Raw genomic sequence first — 14,312 nt, 5'->3', positions numbered from 1 at the left:
CTACTCATCTATTGGGCACGCGTTTACTTACACCCTCTCGAATGGGGCGATTGAAGGCATGAACAATAAAATCAAGAATATCAAGCGTTCAGGATACGGGTACCGGAACTTTTACAATTTACGTGCCAGAATTTTGATCAGTTATCAGTTGACAGCTCCCACCCATCCGCCAAGAGCATTGACCTTCGAAGAGGAAGACGCAGTTTAACAAAAGAGGACAAAGTGAGTGATCACTTTGTCCTCTCAAAAGACTCACCAACACTATTTGACATAGAGCCAAAAAAACTCAAAACCGCATTGGCTTTGAGTTTTTTTCTGTTCCCTAACTTTACATCTTTTCAATCACTTGAATCTCTTCTTCCGTCAACTCGAAATCAAAGACGTTCAAGTTGGCTTTTTGGCGTTTCGGGTTGTGGGATTTCGGAATGACGACCACTCCGCGCTGGATTTGGTACCGCAGCAATACCTGCGCCCATGTTTTGTCGTAGTTGTCGCCGATTTGGGTCAACGTTGTTTTGTTTTCTTCGCTCACACCGGAGAGCGGCCCCCATGCTTCCGGGACGACGCCGTGTTCTTTGCAGTACTCGATGATGGCGTGGTTCCATTTCCCCGGGTGGGACACCACTTGATTGAGCGCCGGCTTGATGCGGGAGTGTTCCAATAAATACCCCAACTGCTCTTCGTTGAAGTTGGAGACGCCGATTGCTTTGAATTTTCCTTGGTCGACATAGTCTTCCAACACTTTCCACACTTCTGCGATGTCTTCCAACGGTTCCCACGCGTTGTGCAGCAGGTACAGGTCGATGTACTCCCCGCCCAATGCTTCCAGGCTGGCTTCCACTGTGCGGCGCACCGCTTCTTCGGATTCCCGGTATTCTTTATATTCGGGCTTGGTCGGCAGTTTGGACGTCAGGAAAAACTCTTTTCGATCCAAGCCGCTTTCTTTCACAGCTTTCCCGACCACCGCTTCGTTCCGGTACGAAACTGCCGTGTCAAAATGACGGTAGCCGGATTCAATGGCGGATTCCAGTTCGGTGGTGTCTCCGTTGATCTCACCCTTGTATTTGTTGCCTTCTTTCCCATACGTGTTCGTGCCGCTTCCAAGAATCGGAATGTCGATACCTGTGTTCAATTTGATGTATTCCACATTTATCCCTCCACTTTTTTCATTATATCATTCTCTATTGAATGGTGTTCATGAAAGGCTTGATTTCACCGCTTCCCGGGCGCTCCAGGAAATCATCCCCACGGTGTTGTTCCCAAACTGAACGCCCGATGCCAATTGGCCGTAGACTTTGAACCGAGGCAGAAGGCCGTACTGCGGACTGACGGCGCTCAAAGACGGCCAAGTGACCTGAACCCCGCCGAACGGTTCCGCCTGCAGCAGCCCTTCCTCGAGCATCTGAGCGACAAGCGGCATCTCTTCGTCTTCAGGCGCCACTTGTTTCTTTTGTCCGGTTGCATTGATGATATAGTTCACTTCCAGTGCTGTTCCTTCTTCCAGTTCAATCCGAAAAAAGTCAGGTTCTTTTACAATTCGTTTTGTGCGCCCCGCGAGTTGAAACTTCCCTGTTTCATGCAATTCCAGCAGTTTGAGGGCGGTCCGCTTTGGGATTGGACTTCTGAATTTTTCCCATTTCCGTCCGTATCGCTTGAAAAAAGTTTCCTTATCTTCTGCGGACAAGGATTCCCACAGCTCAGGAAGCACATCGTCCAACTGGTGGATGACGGACTGGAAACGGCCAATGTCATCCAAACGGCTTAAATCCCGTTTCATCCCGTCGATGGTGCCTTCTCCGTACGTCTTCCACATCTCTTTAGCGGAAACCCGATGAAGGGCTGCTTCTTTTTTGAACCACTCCACCAGCACTTCCAGCGGAATGAAGCCGTTGTGCTTTTCTCTTTCTTTGAAAATGCGCTCTTTGGAGAAATAAACCAGAGGAACCGGCTGTTCTTCCCCGCGGACCGCTCCAAAGGAATTGTCCAAAGAGGTCAAATGGATGCGCACATTCTCTTTTTCCTTTTGCAAGTACAGCAACAGATCAATGGCGGTGAGGCCGGTTCCGATAATGCCGACCGCAGCCCCCTCCGGAATCTGGGACAACTTTTTATGTACTGGATAAGGATGGTGGATGTAATTCAATTCTCCTTTGAGTTGATAAGGGTCGCTATACGGGAGATGCCCGATGCACAGATGAACGGCGTCCACCACCTGACGTTTCCGTCCATACACAACCGCAAACCGGTTGTTTTTTTCCATATGGATTTCATCGACTTTTTCTTCGTGGATCTCGGCATTGAGTTCATCCAGCAGATTATGCATCACCGTTCGCAAGTACTCGCCGTACAAGTTTCGCGGCACGTTTTTCCCGTATGGGTCTGTCCATTGGGTGTGGCGTTGCAGCCAACGGACGAAATGATCCGGGTCATCCGGCATGATGGACATCGTTTCGGGCGTCTGGTTAAGCAGCAACCCATCGTCATCTGTTTGATACGGCAGGCCGGTGCCAAATGTTTGGGCATCGCCGAACACAACCACTTCCATTTCCGGAATTTTTTTCTTCTGGCGTGCCATTTCACGCAAAACGCTGACTCCCGCCACGCCTGTACCGATTACCGCAACTTTCATCTTGTCAATCCCTTCCGTGTGATTTTCTCTATAATAACACACAGGGTCTCCGCCCTCTATTTCTAGGTACACATACTAAAAAAGCCGCAGAAACGCCAGCGGGAAAATTGCCGGTTCTGCGACTTTTCGTAGTTCGATGCTTATGCCATCTCTGCACTTGGAGCCAGGACGTTCACCGTGTCCACTCCGTCCAAGTCTTTGAGTTTTTCCGCCAGGCTCACTTGGCGTTCTTCGGAAGCTTTCACTTCATACACTAGCTCAAACGAGTTGGCCAGCAAGTTGTGGGCTTTGACGCGGCTCGTGTTGGAATAGTAAGCAACGGTGGCCGTGATGTTTTCCGCATCCGCCTGGCTGCCGCGGACTACGATGAGCATGGCGTCGGCGGCGACATGGTTTTTGCTGGACCAGATCATAAGTCCGGCAAGCAGCGCTGTTCCAAGGAAGCCCAGGAGAAACGCATGGCTTGCGGAAGCCAATCCGATGCCCATCGCCCAAAAGACAAAGCCGATGTCACGCGGATCTTTGATGTTGGTACGGAAACGAACCAGAGACAAGGAACCCAGCATCCCGAGGGACAGAGCTACGTTGGTTTGGATCAACTGCATCAAAATCGTGGAAACAATCGCCAGCATTACCAGCATGATGTTGTAGTTCTCGTCATAAGACATTTTCGTGTGCATCTTTCTGAACGTTCCGAACATCACCGCTGCCTGCAGCAGGGCGAATCCTAAACTGACGAGGATCATTCCCCAAGTGATGGTAGATGCCGGTTGTGTGTTTAGTTGGTTTAGTGAAAGTAATTGTGTCATTGTTTTTTCCTCCATTTATATGTTTATATTTTTTAGTTGTAAAATTTATTCAGCAACGCTCTTGACGAACCGAATTTGCTGATGGGGCATTTTTTTAAGTTGCATTTCTTCAAGACGTCTTGAACGTACGGGAACAAGTACTTTTCGTACTTCACTTCCAAAATTGTTTCGGTTAAGTCCGTCACCGTCGTGTAGTTCGGTTCTTCGGTGGTGAACAAGTCGAAATTGGTGTTTGTGTAGCGCAGCTCGTTGTCCAACGTAATCCGTGTATTGAACTGTGGGTGGGTGTAGGCCCGCCGCATGTATTCCACCATCGACACCGGCCGGTACCCCATCGTTGTACAGATGTGGTAGCCGAGTTCGGCCGTTTCGTCGTCGTACTTTTTCAACACTTCAAAATTCCCCTTCAGCATTTCCTGTGCATCTTCGCGGGAAACGATGACCGAATCTTTGATTTGACTGTGGGTCCATTTTTTTTGATTTCAAATTTGGCTGTTTTATCATGTGGCGAATAAGCCCGCAAGCGCACCCTCTTTTTGAAATCAAACTTGTGGACTTTTTCGACATAGTCCTGATTGTCCAACCCGTCGAAGTAGACGCTGCGGACGGGATAGCCGTTGTAGTCTCCATATGCATCTGGGATCAACAACGCATCCAGCGCTCTAATTAAGTACAATCGGTCTTCCAACCCGATCAAAAATTTTAATTCACTCCGAGAGACCGTCAAGTTGAGCGGACGTGCTTTTGTTTGTATTTGTTCCATACCCTTCTCCTCCATTTTTTGGCGATACTATAGATTACGGAGCATCGAGAAAAATTTCGGGGTCTTTGGAAACTTTTTTGTTTTTTTTATTCTGCCCGATCCATTCTTCTCTTTTCAAGAATACGGGTGTTCTCTTCTACTTTCGATTTGGACAACGGGCAGATGACCAACAAGGCCAATCCAGCAAGCAGGAATGCAAGCGCTGGAACCGCTGTCGAAACATTGTAAATGCCTTCCACTACTTCCGGCGTTTGAACTGCTACACCGGACTGGTAACTGATCAAAGACAGTGCCCAACCACCGGCGGCTCCGGCAAGGGACTGCCCGATTTTACGTGCGAAAGAATATACGGAGTAAACGGTACCATCTTGACGTTCGTGAGATTCCACTTCCACGTCATCAATGACATCGGTGATATTTGCCCAAATGACAGCGTTAAACATTCCAAAACCGGTATACGCCAAGGCGCTGAGTGTCATAAAGACATACATGTTGTCTGTTTTCAAGAAGAACAACAACCCGTATGCGGCTGCAGCGAAAAACATTGCGCCCGTTCCCAACTCTTTTTTCCCGAACTTACGGGCCAACATAGGGGCCAAAGGAACAGAAAAAAACAAGACGAGCAGCGGGTTGATGGTATTGATCAACGAAATGCCTTCTGCGCTTCCAAAAACGTTTGGATAAACGTAGTTGTTTATCGAGCTGATCATCAATTGTGCCAAAATCAAGAACAAGGCGCCAAACACAATTCCAATCATGGAGCGGTTTTTCAAGAGTGCTTTCATGGCGTCGCCAAACGACATCTTTTCACTGTCCTCTGCTGCATCGACCTGCACACGTTCCGTAGTCATTTTGTGGCACAAGATATAGAACAAAATGGCCAATACAGAAAATACGCCGGCGAGAATGGTGAATGTGGAATCTGTTTTAACTACGTCCTGCCCTGCTGCTGTAGATTCAAAGACCACCAATGGAACAACTGCTCCAATAATCAAACTGGCCACTGTCGCTCCGATTGTCCGGAAGATGGACAATTGTGTGCGTTGGTTTGGATTACTGGTAACCGCTGAAGCCATGGAACCGTATGGAATATTGATGGCGGTATACATGATACTGCCCCACAAAATATAAGTAGCGTACATATAGACTACTTTCATCGTCATCGATGCATCCTGCATCCCGGTTTGATACATCAAAAAGCTGGCCAATGCAACCGGACCTGCGATGCGGCGAATCCAAGGTTTGAACTTTCCTTCAGCTGTTGTTTACGAACGGTCCACGATTCGTCCCATCGTGATATCTGTGAAGGCGTCTACAAAACGGGCCACTAAGAAAAGTGTTCCGACTGCTCCACCTGGGATTCCCAATACATCCGTGTAAAACAACATCAAGAACATGCTTTGGAAAATAAACGTCATATCGTTCGCCAAGTCTCCGAACATGTACCCCAATTTATCCCGCATCCCAAAAGGACGGGTTGTTTCTTGTGTTCTTGTTTCTGTGCTGTCATATGATGCCATCTTAAAACTCCTAACTATGGATTATGATATCGACTTCAAAAAGGTTGTTGCCGTTTTTTACTTACTGCTACTCTGGCGAATGCGCGAACTTAAAAGCATCCTCCTCCTTTAATCATTTTTTCACGATGTAAAACGCTTACTATATTTGTGAAATATTATTCGTTAGTTCGGAAACCTTTATATCCCTACATAAAATCGCCTTCATATTGTTCAAGAGGAATATGGCATTTTTTTGACAAATGAGAAGTTTTTAACAAGCATGAGCAACTTTAAAATAAAACACACCTCATTCTCCTCGCTTTGAAGAGAACAGGGTGTGATTTTGTGTCTTATTTGACTGATTCCAAAAAACGGTCAACCGTGATCACCGCTCGTTGGTGAGTTCCTTCCCCTATAAGACGACCGTCCGCACGGGCTTCCACATGGAATGTCAAAGTTTTCTCACTGGACGCTGTCAGCGTGGCGGTGAGTTCCACTTCTTTCCCAACGTCTGTGGATGTCAGGTGCTTGATATCCACCGCGGTCCCCACCGTTGTTTGAACGTCATCCAGTTCGTTTTCCACTGCTTTCCAAGCCGTATGTTCCATATAAGCGATCATATGTGGAGTGGAGAGTACAGGAAGTCCACCGGAACCGACCGATTGCGCCGTCTCTGTTTCTTTCACTGTAAACGTTAGAGTCGATGTTGTCGTCATGCTGCACCTCCTTTTTCTCTATTTTAACATAGTGAACAATCCGTTCAGTTGATACGCTTTTCCTTCTTTTCGTGCCGAGTGCAGCCGGTCGCTCGTGTAGGTGGATTCGCGGCACACGTCCATCTGTTCATCCTTGATGCCGGCCTCCCGTAAGATGGATACATTGGCGTCCGTCATGCTTAATCGAAACTTCTCTCCATCGGGTTTGAAGTATGTATCGCGATGTTTAAACCCGCTGAATGCTTCATATACTTTCGGTCCGACTTCATAGTTGGCTTGGTCGATGGACGGTCCGACGAACACGAGGAGTTCTTCTCTTTTCGTCCCGAATTCACGTTCCATTTTTTCCATGGCTGCCACAGCTATCCGCTGGACCGTTCCGCGCCATCCTGAATGCACACTGGCATGAACTCGATGGATGGGATCAAAGAAAACAATGGGTGTACAGTCCGCATATTTGATCAATAGTGCGATGCCTTCTTTGTCGGTCATCAAGCCGTCTGTCCCCTTGAATGTCCGCCCAAACGCAAACTCTTCTCCATTCACACCGTCACAATATTCCACGTTCGCGCCGTGTGCTTGCTGGCCCGTATAAATTTTTTGCGGGGAAACGCCCAGATGTTTGACGAGTTTTTCAACATCCTCCACCACTTTTTTACCGGCAGTTTGGTAACGGAAGTTGTAATCCATTCCCGCCACGTATGTAATCAATCCGTGTTCTTCTAATAACGATGAATGCATGGGATTCATCTCCTTTTTCGTTGGTTTTCGCGTTTCATTATAGCACAGGCGGTATATAGGAAAAACGACTTCCGTTTTGAAACAAGAAGTCGTCGGATTATCATCATCTTTCCTATGTACGTTTCTCACCGATAGAGTTCAATCCCTTTTTCCGTGTCCTTTACTTGAATGTCCTTGGGCTGCTTGCTGAGCAGATAGAGATAGTAGAAATCCCCGACGCACCCTGCTGCGTGAATGGAAGCCAGCATGACAAACAATACCTTACTTAGTGCCTCGGCAATGAAAAGGGCGAGCAACAGCAATGTAATGAGGACAAACGGGGCTGCTGCTATCCATATGTATTGGTTTCTTGGATAATACGAGTCCGAGCTTGTGGCGTAAGCCATCCCGTTTTTGAAACCGAATTCTACTTTCTTTTCAGGTTGGTAGAGCTTGAAAAACAATCCATGGATCAATTCGTGAATGACCAGCAATCCCAGCAAAGCGATACTTCCGATAAATAACTCTACAATGGTCATTTCCGTAACATTCATTCCTTGGATCCAATAAGCGAGTACTTCAAACAAGGCAAAAAAGAGAATCCATAGACCTAAACTGGTGAGATTGAGCCGCCAAATCATCTTTTTATCTTCTATAATGTTGACTTCTTTTATCAGTTTCATTGACTGCCTCCTTTTCCTCAGTTTATCACACCAAACAAAAGAGAGCGGGACAAAATGCGTTTAGACCCGAACCACTGGAGCGAATAAGCGGATGAGGGGCGAAGCCCCTCGAGCATTATTCGTGAAGTGGACGTCGGGTCTATATTTTGGAGCGCATTTTCGCTGGCCTATTCGGAAACGCAGAAGAGGCTGGGACTTTTGTCCCAGCCTCCTATTCATTATCCGCGGACTGTTTTCAACGCTTTGCTCCAAGCAACCGTTGTTTCCACAACACTTTGGATGGTTGGGTTGTGGACGTCAGATGGGCGGAACGTGCTCATTTCTTCGAAGTCAGTGAACAAACTGAATGCTCCGAACGGTCCTACAACTGCTGTGTTGAAGTTGGACAACACGTTGCGCAATGCAAAGTTTGCCGCCACTCCCAGAGTTGAGCCGTAAGATACAATCCCTGCAGCTTTGTTTGCCATCTCAGGCGCCAAGTAAGAAAGCGCGTTTTGCAAAGATGGAGAAATGTTTTTGTTGTATTCAGGTGTCACAAAGATGAACCCGTCCAAAGAGTCCATTTTGTCAGACCATGGTTTCGCTTCTGGTGCGTCGAATTGTTTCAATCCCATTGCCGGCGGAACGTTTTCGTTCAATTCTGGCAAGTTGAAGTCTTTGATGTCCACGATTTCGAATTCTGCGCCTTCCACGTTCAAGCTTTTCGCTTTTTCCAACAAGTATTCTGCTACTTGTGTGTTGACGCGTGCGTCACGAGTGCTTCCTGTTACGATACCAATTTTGACCATTTAGACAGCCTCCTGTGATGTTGTTTTTGCGTTTCACTAACATTTAGTAAGTGCCTTACATGTCATAGTATACGAGAAGTTGACTTAATTGAAAACCACCATTATTATGAAAGTGTTGCTTATACAACACTTTTCAAAAAACGTTGTTTATTGTATTTAACCAAAAAAGATTGGGGACTGCCACATGGAGCAAACGAAAACAGATCCACGTACACGCCGCACGAGAAAGTTGATCATCGACTCCTTTCTCGCCCTTTCAAGTAAATACGAGTTTCATGAAATCAGTGTGAAAGACATCACGGAAGAAGCTATGATTAACCGGGCGACTTTCTACAATCACTTCATAGATAAGTATGACTTATTGGAACAAGTGATTTCCGAACGCTTGCAATTCAACTTGAGATGCGAAGTCAAAAGCCAAAACCTCTCCATCAAGACTACGATTGAAGAAGTTTTTCTGTCTTTGGCGGACTTTGCACAAACCGTCGACCACTATTGCAGCACCACAAATGAAAAAGATACGGTGGAACGGATTTTGCACGCGGAACTCACCCATCTCTTTTCGTCTATGTTGATGGAGCACACGGTTTTAAGTGACATCCAATTGATCAAACGTGTGGCGAACATGTTGTCGCACACCTTATACGGTATGAGCGAAGATTGGCTAAAACAAAATCAAAACATCCCTCCAAAAGAATACATCGAATCGGTGATGCCATTTCTTTTGAACGGTTTGAAGCACTAATTTTACTTTTGGCTGTGTCCCCTCTTGTTTTATTACAGACCTTTGATTTCATAAATAGAAAGCAGGGATAGAATGGCTGGAATCAAGAAAACCAATGTGATGCGCCTGTTGGAACAGCACGGCGTCGATTATGAAGAACATCATTACTTTGGTGACGATGTCGCAAACGGCGTGGACGTCGCGCAAAAAATGGGCAACGACCCCAACCAGCAGTTCAAAACGCTGGTGACGGAGGGCAAGTCCAAAGAACATTATGTATTCGTGGTTCCGGTGAACTCCGAATTGGATTTGAAAAAAGCCGCCAAAGCCGTCGGTGAAAAAAGCATCGGCATGATCAAAGAGAAAGAACTCTTGCCGCTGACCGGTTACCGTCACGGAGGGTGTTCCCCCATCGGCATGAAGAAAGACTTCAAAACCACGGTGCACCAATCCGCCACTGCGTTTGACACCATCATTTTCAGTGCCGGGAAAGTCGGTGTTTCCGTGGAAATTGCACCGCATGATTTGGAAAAGTTGATCGATGTGCAATTTGCGGATGTGGCAAAAGCGTAAACAACGCCCACTTTTCCGTGAAACTTCCCGTCACGGAAGAGCGACGCTGCCGACAGTCTCCACTCTTCCGTGAGAAGCCGCTTCATGGAAAAGTGGCCATCTTTCTTCCATCAAAAAAGCTGAACTCCTCATGTAACTGAAGAGTTCAGCTTTTTTTGTCATTCCAAGTAAAAATAAATGTCCGCTTTTCCTTCCTGCGGGGTGTGGTTGTACCCATGGGTGTTCAGCCCGCCGATGACAAATCCCTGTTTCAAATAAAATTTGCAGGCGGCCAAATTGTTGTCCTGCCCGATAGTAAATACCCCCGCATACCCTCGTTTTTTCGCTTCTTCCAGTCCTCTGGTGATCAATTCTCCTGCGATACCGTGTTTGCGGTAAGCTTTGTTGACTTTCAAGTCGTGTAAGTACATGTATTTCGCCCATTCGTTTTGATAAACTGCCAGCCCCACACAGATTTCTCCGTCATACGCACCGATCGCAAAACCATCTCGATTGATTTGATCCACATCATACGCTTCCTCGGGAAAGGTCATCGTGGTCGTTTCATCAAACAGTTCTGTCGTGTAACTCCATTCATCCTCTATCCGGTTCACCACCATCCGTCCGAAAATGTTGAACGGTTCATTGGGCAGGCGCAACTCTTGCGCCGTTTCTTTGGTGATAAATTTATAAGTAATAGTATTCAATTGGCCTCCTCCTTCTCATTCTGTTTCATTATACTTGTTTTCAGCTCATTATTGTGGACAAAAAACACCCCAGCCTGTGCTAGAGTGTTTTGATCGGATGAAAATGATTCCGATAATATTCCGTCGTTTGGAAAACTGTGGAAGAAATCAATCCATCTTCGTATTGAATCATCGCTGGATTGGGTGATTCCTCATAAGCTGCCCCAAAAACGGTTGCTTCATACCTTCTTTCCTTCAACGCGGCAGTCAACGCCATCCATGCGCGCGACAGGTGTTCGATGGAAGTGACGGCACAGATAGTGGAAAAGCGGCCACTTTCGATATAGTCCATAAATTCCAGTACGTTTCCGACGGTGTCTTTGGCGTATGGGAGAGTGATGAGCCGGTTTTCCTCAATTTCTGCTTTCAAGAGGTACTTCTTCATCTCGACCGCTTCACAATAAGAATTTTGGACCGCCCCTCCGCTGAGCAGAATGGTCGCTTGGGGGTGTTTTTGTGCCAGGTCAATGGTTTTCAATAAGCGTTTCTCCAACCGGTCCGTCATGGAACCATCGTCATTGAGAACATAGCCGTATACACACAAAAGGTCCAGCGGCTGGTCTATTTCAGGAAATGAACGCCTCTTGTTGGATTCAATGAATTCCACAATCCGGTTTACCCGTTCATATTCTTTCGGGGCAAGGTTTTTGAGCTTGGCTTCGTAAAACGCCTGCTCGTGTGAATCCCCCGAGGAAAGGTGATACAGAATGACCATCGTCCGTGCGGCCAGCAGGTTTTGCGGTTCATACTGAAGGGCGGTTTCCACGGTCAAAACAGCCTCTTCATATGCATGGAATGCGGCCAGGACCTCTCCTTTCAAGAGTACAGCGGGCACCACCCCTCTGTCTTCAGCGATGTATTGATCCAGCAACGTCAACGCGTCGCGGTACCGCCAATTTTTCAACAGATACAGGACTTCATTGAATTCTGTTTTCTTTTCGAAGTGGCTTCCAATATATGGAATCAACGCTTCCCGGTTTAAATCCCCCGGGTCGTTCTCGATCACAACGTCTCGAGCATTCTTTTGTTTTCCCATCTTTTCACGGTAATCGGACAAGAAATTGGGCCAATCGGTTTGGATGACGTCCACTCCCTTTTCGAGAAACAATGCCCACTTGCTTTCGTCAAACAGCGCAGCGTCATCATCCAGTCCGCCAAACAGATGGAAGCTGCTTCCCAATTTCTCTGCGTTTGCCACAACGAACAGATCCATTTGATGGAGTTGATTGATTAAACGGCGGTCCAAAAGATCGGAATCCAAGTCAGGCACCACGAGTTCCACGCCGATGACGTGAATATCCGGATACATCAACAAGACATCCAGCTCTGCCTTGTCTTTGACGATTGGAATATACAAGAATCCGGCACCGTTTTTAGAAAAGCTCTCTAAATATTCTTTTTTTACCGGTGACTTCAACACCAACTGCCCGCTTTTTCCGGACTCCTCCAGAATACGGAAGAATTCCGGGTCTTCCCAATATTTCCACGACCGGTCCAAGTTCACCAGGCCGTGTTCAGGCAGCCAGTTCAGGAATTCGTGCAGTTTGTTGACTTTGTAGCCCGAATTTGTGTCGAGGGAATTCTTCACTTCAATGGCGTCCACTTCCGCAGACGTCAGTTCATGAAAGTTTTCCGTCCGCGACAGCAGCCGGGGTTCGCCGCCGTCGTGGAACAGATAGTATTGATGGTCAGCGGTGCGGCAGACATCCACCTCCACAATGTCGGCACCTGCTTTGAATGCCAATAAAGAAGATTCAATGGTGTTTTCGATGATGTTGCCTCCCCAAAACCCTCTGTGAGACATAATAAGGAATGGGGTGTTTTTCAATGTCTCCAAAAATGCATTGCGTCTCATCCGTTATCCCCCACTGCTGGTTTTCCTGGTGCCACTTGTGACATTTCTGTTTCTGTCAGCGGCGTTTTCAGTGTTTTTTTCGTCTTCTTGATGCCGCTTCTTCTTTCACCGGCCTGTGAACCGCGGCCGTATATCAAGTAGAACATGACCGAACTGACGGCCATCAAAATCACCGAATACACCAAGTTGACCGCAGCGGCATTGATGTTTGTCGTTGCGTCCGCGTTGGATCGAATGGCAATTCCCATGGTTGGATACGCCGAATGGTACAAGAACGCCGATAAGTCATAATCTGCCAAGTACGTATTGAAATTGAGCGCCACCAGCGCCAATGCGGTTGGAAGCAGTGCTGGAAGAATGATTTGCAAAAACGTACGGATGGAAGAAGCACCCAAAATTCGTGACGCGTCTTCCAAGTAGTCATCGAACGAATAGTAGGCCCCTTTGATGTACCGCAAAGTCGACGGCAGCATCATGATCATATACGTCAGCGGCAGGATCCAGACGCTACCCACCACACTGTTTCCGAACAACAGGGAAGACGGCGCATCGTACGCCAAAATCAATCCCAACGCAATCATCAATGCCGGCAGCAGCCACGGAATGTAGAACAAGTATTCCATCGTCTGTGCCAGCTTGCTGTTTCGGTTCTTCATGACGATTCGTGCCACCAAGGTCATAAACAAAACAGCCAGGACAGCGGCAATGCCGGAATACCCGATGCTGGTCAACAGCGGGCCATAACTGTTGCGGTCCGCCAAGATATTGATGTAGTTGTCCAACGTGAAGTACTCCCAGGACAAAATTGACTGCGAAATGCCTTGCAAATTCATGAACGAGAACAATACAACCAAAACCAACGGCGTAGTATAAATAAAAAACAGAATATAAGACACCGCGTGAACGAGGCCGTTCACCACTGGATGGGTAATTTTTTGCTTGGTGACACGGGTTTTTGTTTTGGAGATGGACATGTAGTTGCCTTTTTTCTCATTTTTTGTCATCACCACCAAGAATACAATCTGCGCGATGCCTAAAATCATAGACAGCAGTGCAGCCAAGTCACGGGAAGTCGGGCGCTGGGTGAAGGTTAAAATCAAAGGCGAAATCGTTTCAAAGTCGCCTCCCACCATGATTGGCGCCGCCATCGCACCGAGTCCCAACTGGAACGTCATGATCACCAACGTAATCAAAATCGGCTTAAGTGTTGGGAATACAACGTCTTTCAACACCTGCCCTTGATTGCTGCCCAAGTTTTTGGCTGCTTCAATGGTATTGTTATCCAACCCTTTCACACCGTTCCGCAAGAACAGCATATGGTTCGTCGTACAGGCAAACGTCATGACAAAGACAACGGCCGGAAAGCCTGTGAACCAATTAGGATCCATGTTTGGGAAAACCTGCAGCAACAGTTTGGTCAAAAGTCCGCTGTCGCCGTACACATACAGGTATCCGTTGTTCAAGACCATTCCGCTGAAAACGAATGTCGACATGAAACCCAAACGCAAAAGGTTGGCGCCTTTAATGTCAAAGTATTCTGTCACCAGTACGATGAAGGTGCCCACCGCATTGACGGTGAACGTCAACACCGCCGCCAGTAGAAAAGAATTCAGTACCGATTGGATGGCGCGGTCGGATTTAGACAACCGTTCAAAGGCGGAAAAACTCAACTGACCATCCGCCCAAAAAGTGTCAATAAGGACCGTCACGTTTGGCAGCAGAAGAAACATGAAGATAAACCAGCCGATGAACAGGCAGAACGCCAAAAACGGCACCCTGGACAAGAAATTCGCTTCTTTGAATTGATTCCACTTAGGGATGCTCATCG

Annotated in this window: 15 protein-coding genes and 1 pseudogene; 3 read left to right on the top strand and 13 right to left on the bottom strand. The window is 47.1% G+C overall.

Annotation, left to right across the window (positions count from 1 at the left end):
* On the top strand, positions 1 to 208 hold a 208-nt coding region (locus G470_RS12680), incomplete at its 5' end, for a transposase (protein ID WP_035445056.1).
* 120 nt (positions 209 to 328) lie between these two features.
* On the opposite strand, the gene G470_RS0104255 is transcribed toward G470_RS12680, so the two are convergent.
* The 10 genes and pseudogenes from G470_RS0104255 to G470_RS0104215 all read right to left on the bottom strand — a co-directional run bounded on the left by G470_RS0104255 (position 329) and on the right by G470_RS0104215 (position 8,607).
* Positions 329 to 1,147 carry an aldo/keto reductase family protein gene (locus tag G470_RS0104255; protein WP_028273745.1) on the bottom strand — a complete coding sequence of 273 codons (819 nt, stop codon included), beginning with the start codon at positions 1,145 to 1,147 and terminating at the stop codon, positions 329 to 331.
* Between the two features lie 48 nt (positions 1,148 to 1,195).
* Positions 1,196 to 2,629 carry an FAD/NAD(P)-binding protein gene (locus G470_RS0104250; protein WP_028273744.1) on the bottom strand — a complete coding sequence of 478 codons (1,434 nt, stop codon included), beginning with the start codon at positions 2,627 to 2,629 and terminating at the stop codon, positions 1,196 to 1,198.
* Between the two features lie 140 nt (positions 2,630 to 2,769).
* Complete coding sequence (locus tag G470_RS0104245; protein ID WP_028273743.1) at positions 2,770 to 3,438, bottom strand: DUF4956 domain-containing protein; 669 nt, start codon at positions 3,436 to 3,438, stop codon at positions 2,770 to 2,772.
* Positions 3,439 to 3,470: 32 nt separating this feature from the next.
* Positions 3,471 to 3,851 carry a VTC domain-containing protein gene (locus G470_RS14985; RefSeq protein ID WP_276202776.1) on the bottom strand — a complete coding sequence of 127 codons (381 nt, stop codon included), beginning with the start codon at positions 3,849 to 3,851 and terminating at the stop codon, positions 3,471 to 3,473.
* Entirely contained in the window at positions 3,845 to 4,201 is a 357-nt protein-coding gene (locus G470_RS14980; RefSeq protein WP_205617883.1) for a VTC domain-containing protein, read from the bottom strand. The genes G470_RS14985 and G470_RS14980 overlap by 7 nt, the downstream gene beginning before the upstream one ends.
* Positions 4,202 to 4,287: 86 nt before the next feature.
* Positions 4,288 to 5,643: pseudogene (locus G470_RS12670) on the bottom strand (MFS transporter).
* A 407-nt stretch (positions 5,644 to 6,050) separates the two neighbouring features.
* Positions 6,051 to 6,416 carry a thioesterase family protein gene (locus tag G470_RS0104230; RefSeq protein WP_028273742.1) on the bottom strand — a complete coding sequence of 122 codons (366 nt, stop codon included), beginning with the start codon at positions 6,414 to 6,416 and terminating at the stop codon, positions 6,051 to 6,053.
* A gap of 18 nt (positions 6,417 to 6,434) precedes the next feature.
* The gene (locus G470_RS0104225) at positions 6,435 to 7,157 is read right to left on the bottom strand and encodes a purine nucleoside phosphorylase YfiH/LACC1 family protein (protein WP_028273741.1); all 723 of its coding nucleotides are present in this window, start codon (positions 7,155 to 7,157) and stop codon (positions 6,435 to 6,437) included.
* Positions 7,158 to 7,282: 125 nt separating this feature from the next.
* Positions 7,283 to 7,819 (bottom strand): DUF3267 domain-containing protein, encoded by a 537-nt coding sequence (locus G470_RS0104220; RefSeq protein WP_028273740.1) that lies wholly within the window; start codon positions 7,817 to 7,819, stop codon positions 7,283 to 7,285.
* A 218-nt stretch (positions 7,820 to 8,037) separates the two neighbouring features.
* The gene (locus G470_RS0104215) at positions 8,038 to 8,607 is read right to left on the bottom strand and encodes an NADPH-dependent FMN reductase (protein ID WP_028273739.1); all 570 of its coding nucleotides are present in this window, start codon (positions 8,605 to 8,607) and stop codon (positions 8,038 to 8,040) included.
* Positions 8,608 to 8,791: 184 nt separating this feature from the next.
* Here G470_RS0104215 and G470_RS0104210 point away from each other — a divergent pair, with 184 nt between their 5' ends.
* Together G470_RS0104210 and ybaK are read left to right on the top strand one after the other, a co-directional pair.
* A complete protein-coding gene (locus tag G470_RS0104210) occupies positions 8,792 to 9,352 on the top strand; it encodes a TetR/AcrR family transcriptional regulator (RefSeq protein WP_028273738.1) in 561 nt (186 codons plus the stop codon).
* A 72-nt stretch (positions 9,353 to 9,424) separates the two neighbouring features.
* Positions 9,425 to 9,904 carry a Cys-tRNA(Pro) deacylase gene (gene ybaK, locus G470_RS0104205; RefSeq protein WP_028273737.1) on the top strand — a complete coding sequence of 160 codons (480 nt, stop codon included), beginning with the start codon at positions 9,425 to 9,427 and terminating at the stop codon, positions 9,902 to 9,904.
* 158 nt (positions 9,905 to 10,062) lie between these two features.
* On the opposite strand, the gene G470_RS0104195 is transcribed toward ybaK, so the two are convergent.
* The 3 genes from G470_RS0104195 to G470_RS12665 form a co-directional block, all read right to left on the bottom strand.
* Positions 10,063 to 10,590, bottom strand: a complete 528-nt coding sequence (locus G470_RS0104195) for a GNAT family N-acetyltransferase (protein ID WP_051258412.1) — start codon at positions 10,588 to 10,590, stop codon at positions 10,063 to 10,065.
* 79 nt (positions 10,591 to 10,669) lie between these two features.
* The gene (locus tag G470_RS0104190) at positions 10,670 to 12,484 is read right to left on the bottom strand and encodes an ElyC/SanA/YdcF family protein (RefSeq protein ID WP_028273735.1); all 1,815 of its coding nucleotides are present in this window, start codon (positions 12,482 to 12,484) and stop codon (positions 10,670 to 10,672) included.
* Positions 12,481 to 14,310, bottom strand: coding sequence for an ABC transporter permease (locus G470_RS12665; RefSeq protein ID WP_084172076.1), 1,830 nt, complete (start codon positions 14,308 to 14,310; stop codon positions 12,481 to 12,483). Before G470_RS12665 ends, G470_RS0104190 begins: the two co-directional genes overlap by 4 nt.
* Positions 14,311 to 14,312 lie beyond the last annotated feature (2 nt).

Source organism: Atopococcus tabaci DSM 17538 (assembly GCF_000429585.1).
In the GTDB taxonomy this organism is placed as follows: domain Bacteria; phylum Bacillota; class Bacilli; order Lactobacillales; family Carnobacteriaceae_A; genus Atopococcus; species Atopococcus tabaci.
This window is presented reverse-complemented; position numbering and strand designations above follow the sequence as displayed.

Excerpts from the sequence above, each read along its gene's own strand:
- G470_RS0104250 (WP_028273744.1), bottom strand. The coding sequence starts at position 2,629 with ATGAAAGTTGCGGTAATCGGTACAGGCGTGGCGGGAGTCAGCGTTTTG.
- G470_RS0104245 (WP_028273743.1), bottom strand. The coding sequence starts at position 3,438 with ATGACACAATTACTTTCACTAAACCAACTAAACACACAACCGGCATCT.
- G470_RS14985 (WP_276202776.1), bottom strand. The coding sequence starts at position 3,851 with ATGCTGAAGGGGAATTTTGAAGTGTTGAAAAAGTACGACGACGAAACG.
- G470_RS14980 (WP_205617883.1), bottom strand. The coding sequence starts at position 4,201 with ATGGAACAAATACAAACAAAAGCACGTCCGCTCAACTTGACGGTCTCT.
- G470_RS0104230 (WP_028273742.1), bottom strand. The coding sequence starts at position 6,416 with ATGACGACAACATCGACTCTAACGTTTACAGTGAAAGAAACAGAGACG.
- G470_RS0104225 (WP_028273741.1), bottom strand. The coding sequence starts at position 7,157 with ATGCATTCATCGTTATTAGAAGAACACGGATTGATTACATACGTGGCG.
- G470_RS0104220 (WP_028273740.1), bottom strand. The coding sequence starts at position 7,819 with ATGAAACTGATAAAAGAAGTCAACATTATAGAAGATAAAAAGATGATT.
- G470_RS0104215 (WP_028273739.1), bottom strand. The coding sequence starts at position 8,607 with ATGGTCAAAATTGGTATCGTAACAGGAAGCACTCGTGACGCACGCGTC.
- G470_RS0104210 (WP_028273738.1), top strand. The coding sequence starts at position 8,792 with ATGGAGCAAACGAAAACAGATCCACGTACACGCCGCACGAGAAAGTTG.
- ybaK (WP_028273737.1), top strand. The coding sequence starts at position 9,425 with ATGGCTGGAATCAAGAAAACCAATGTGATGCGCCTGTTGGAACAGCAC.
- G470_RS0104190 (WP_028273735.1), bottom strand. The coding sequence starts at position 12,484 with ATGAGACGCAATGCATTTTTGGAGACATTGAAAAACACCCCATTCCTT.
- G470_RS12665 (WP_084172076.1), bottom strand. The coding sequence starts at position 14,310 with ATGAGCATCCCTAAGTGGAATCAATTCAAAGAAGCGAATTTCTTGTCC.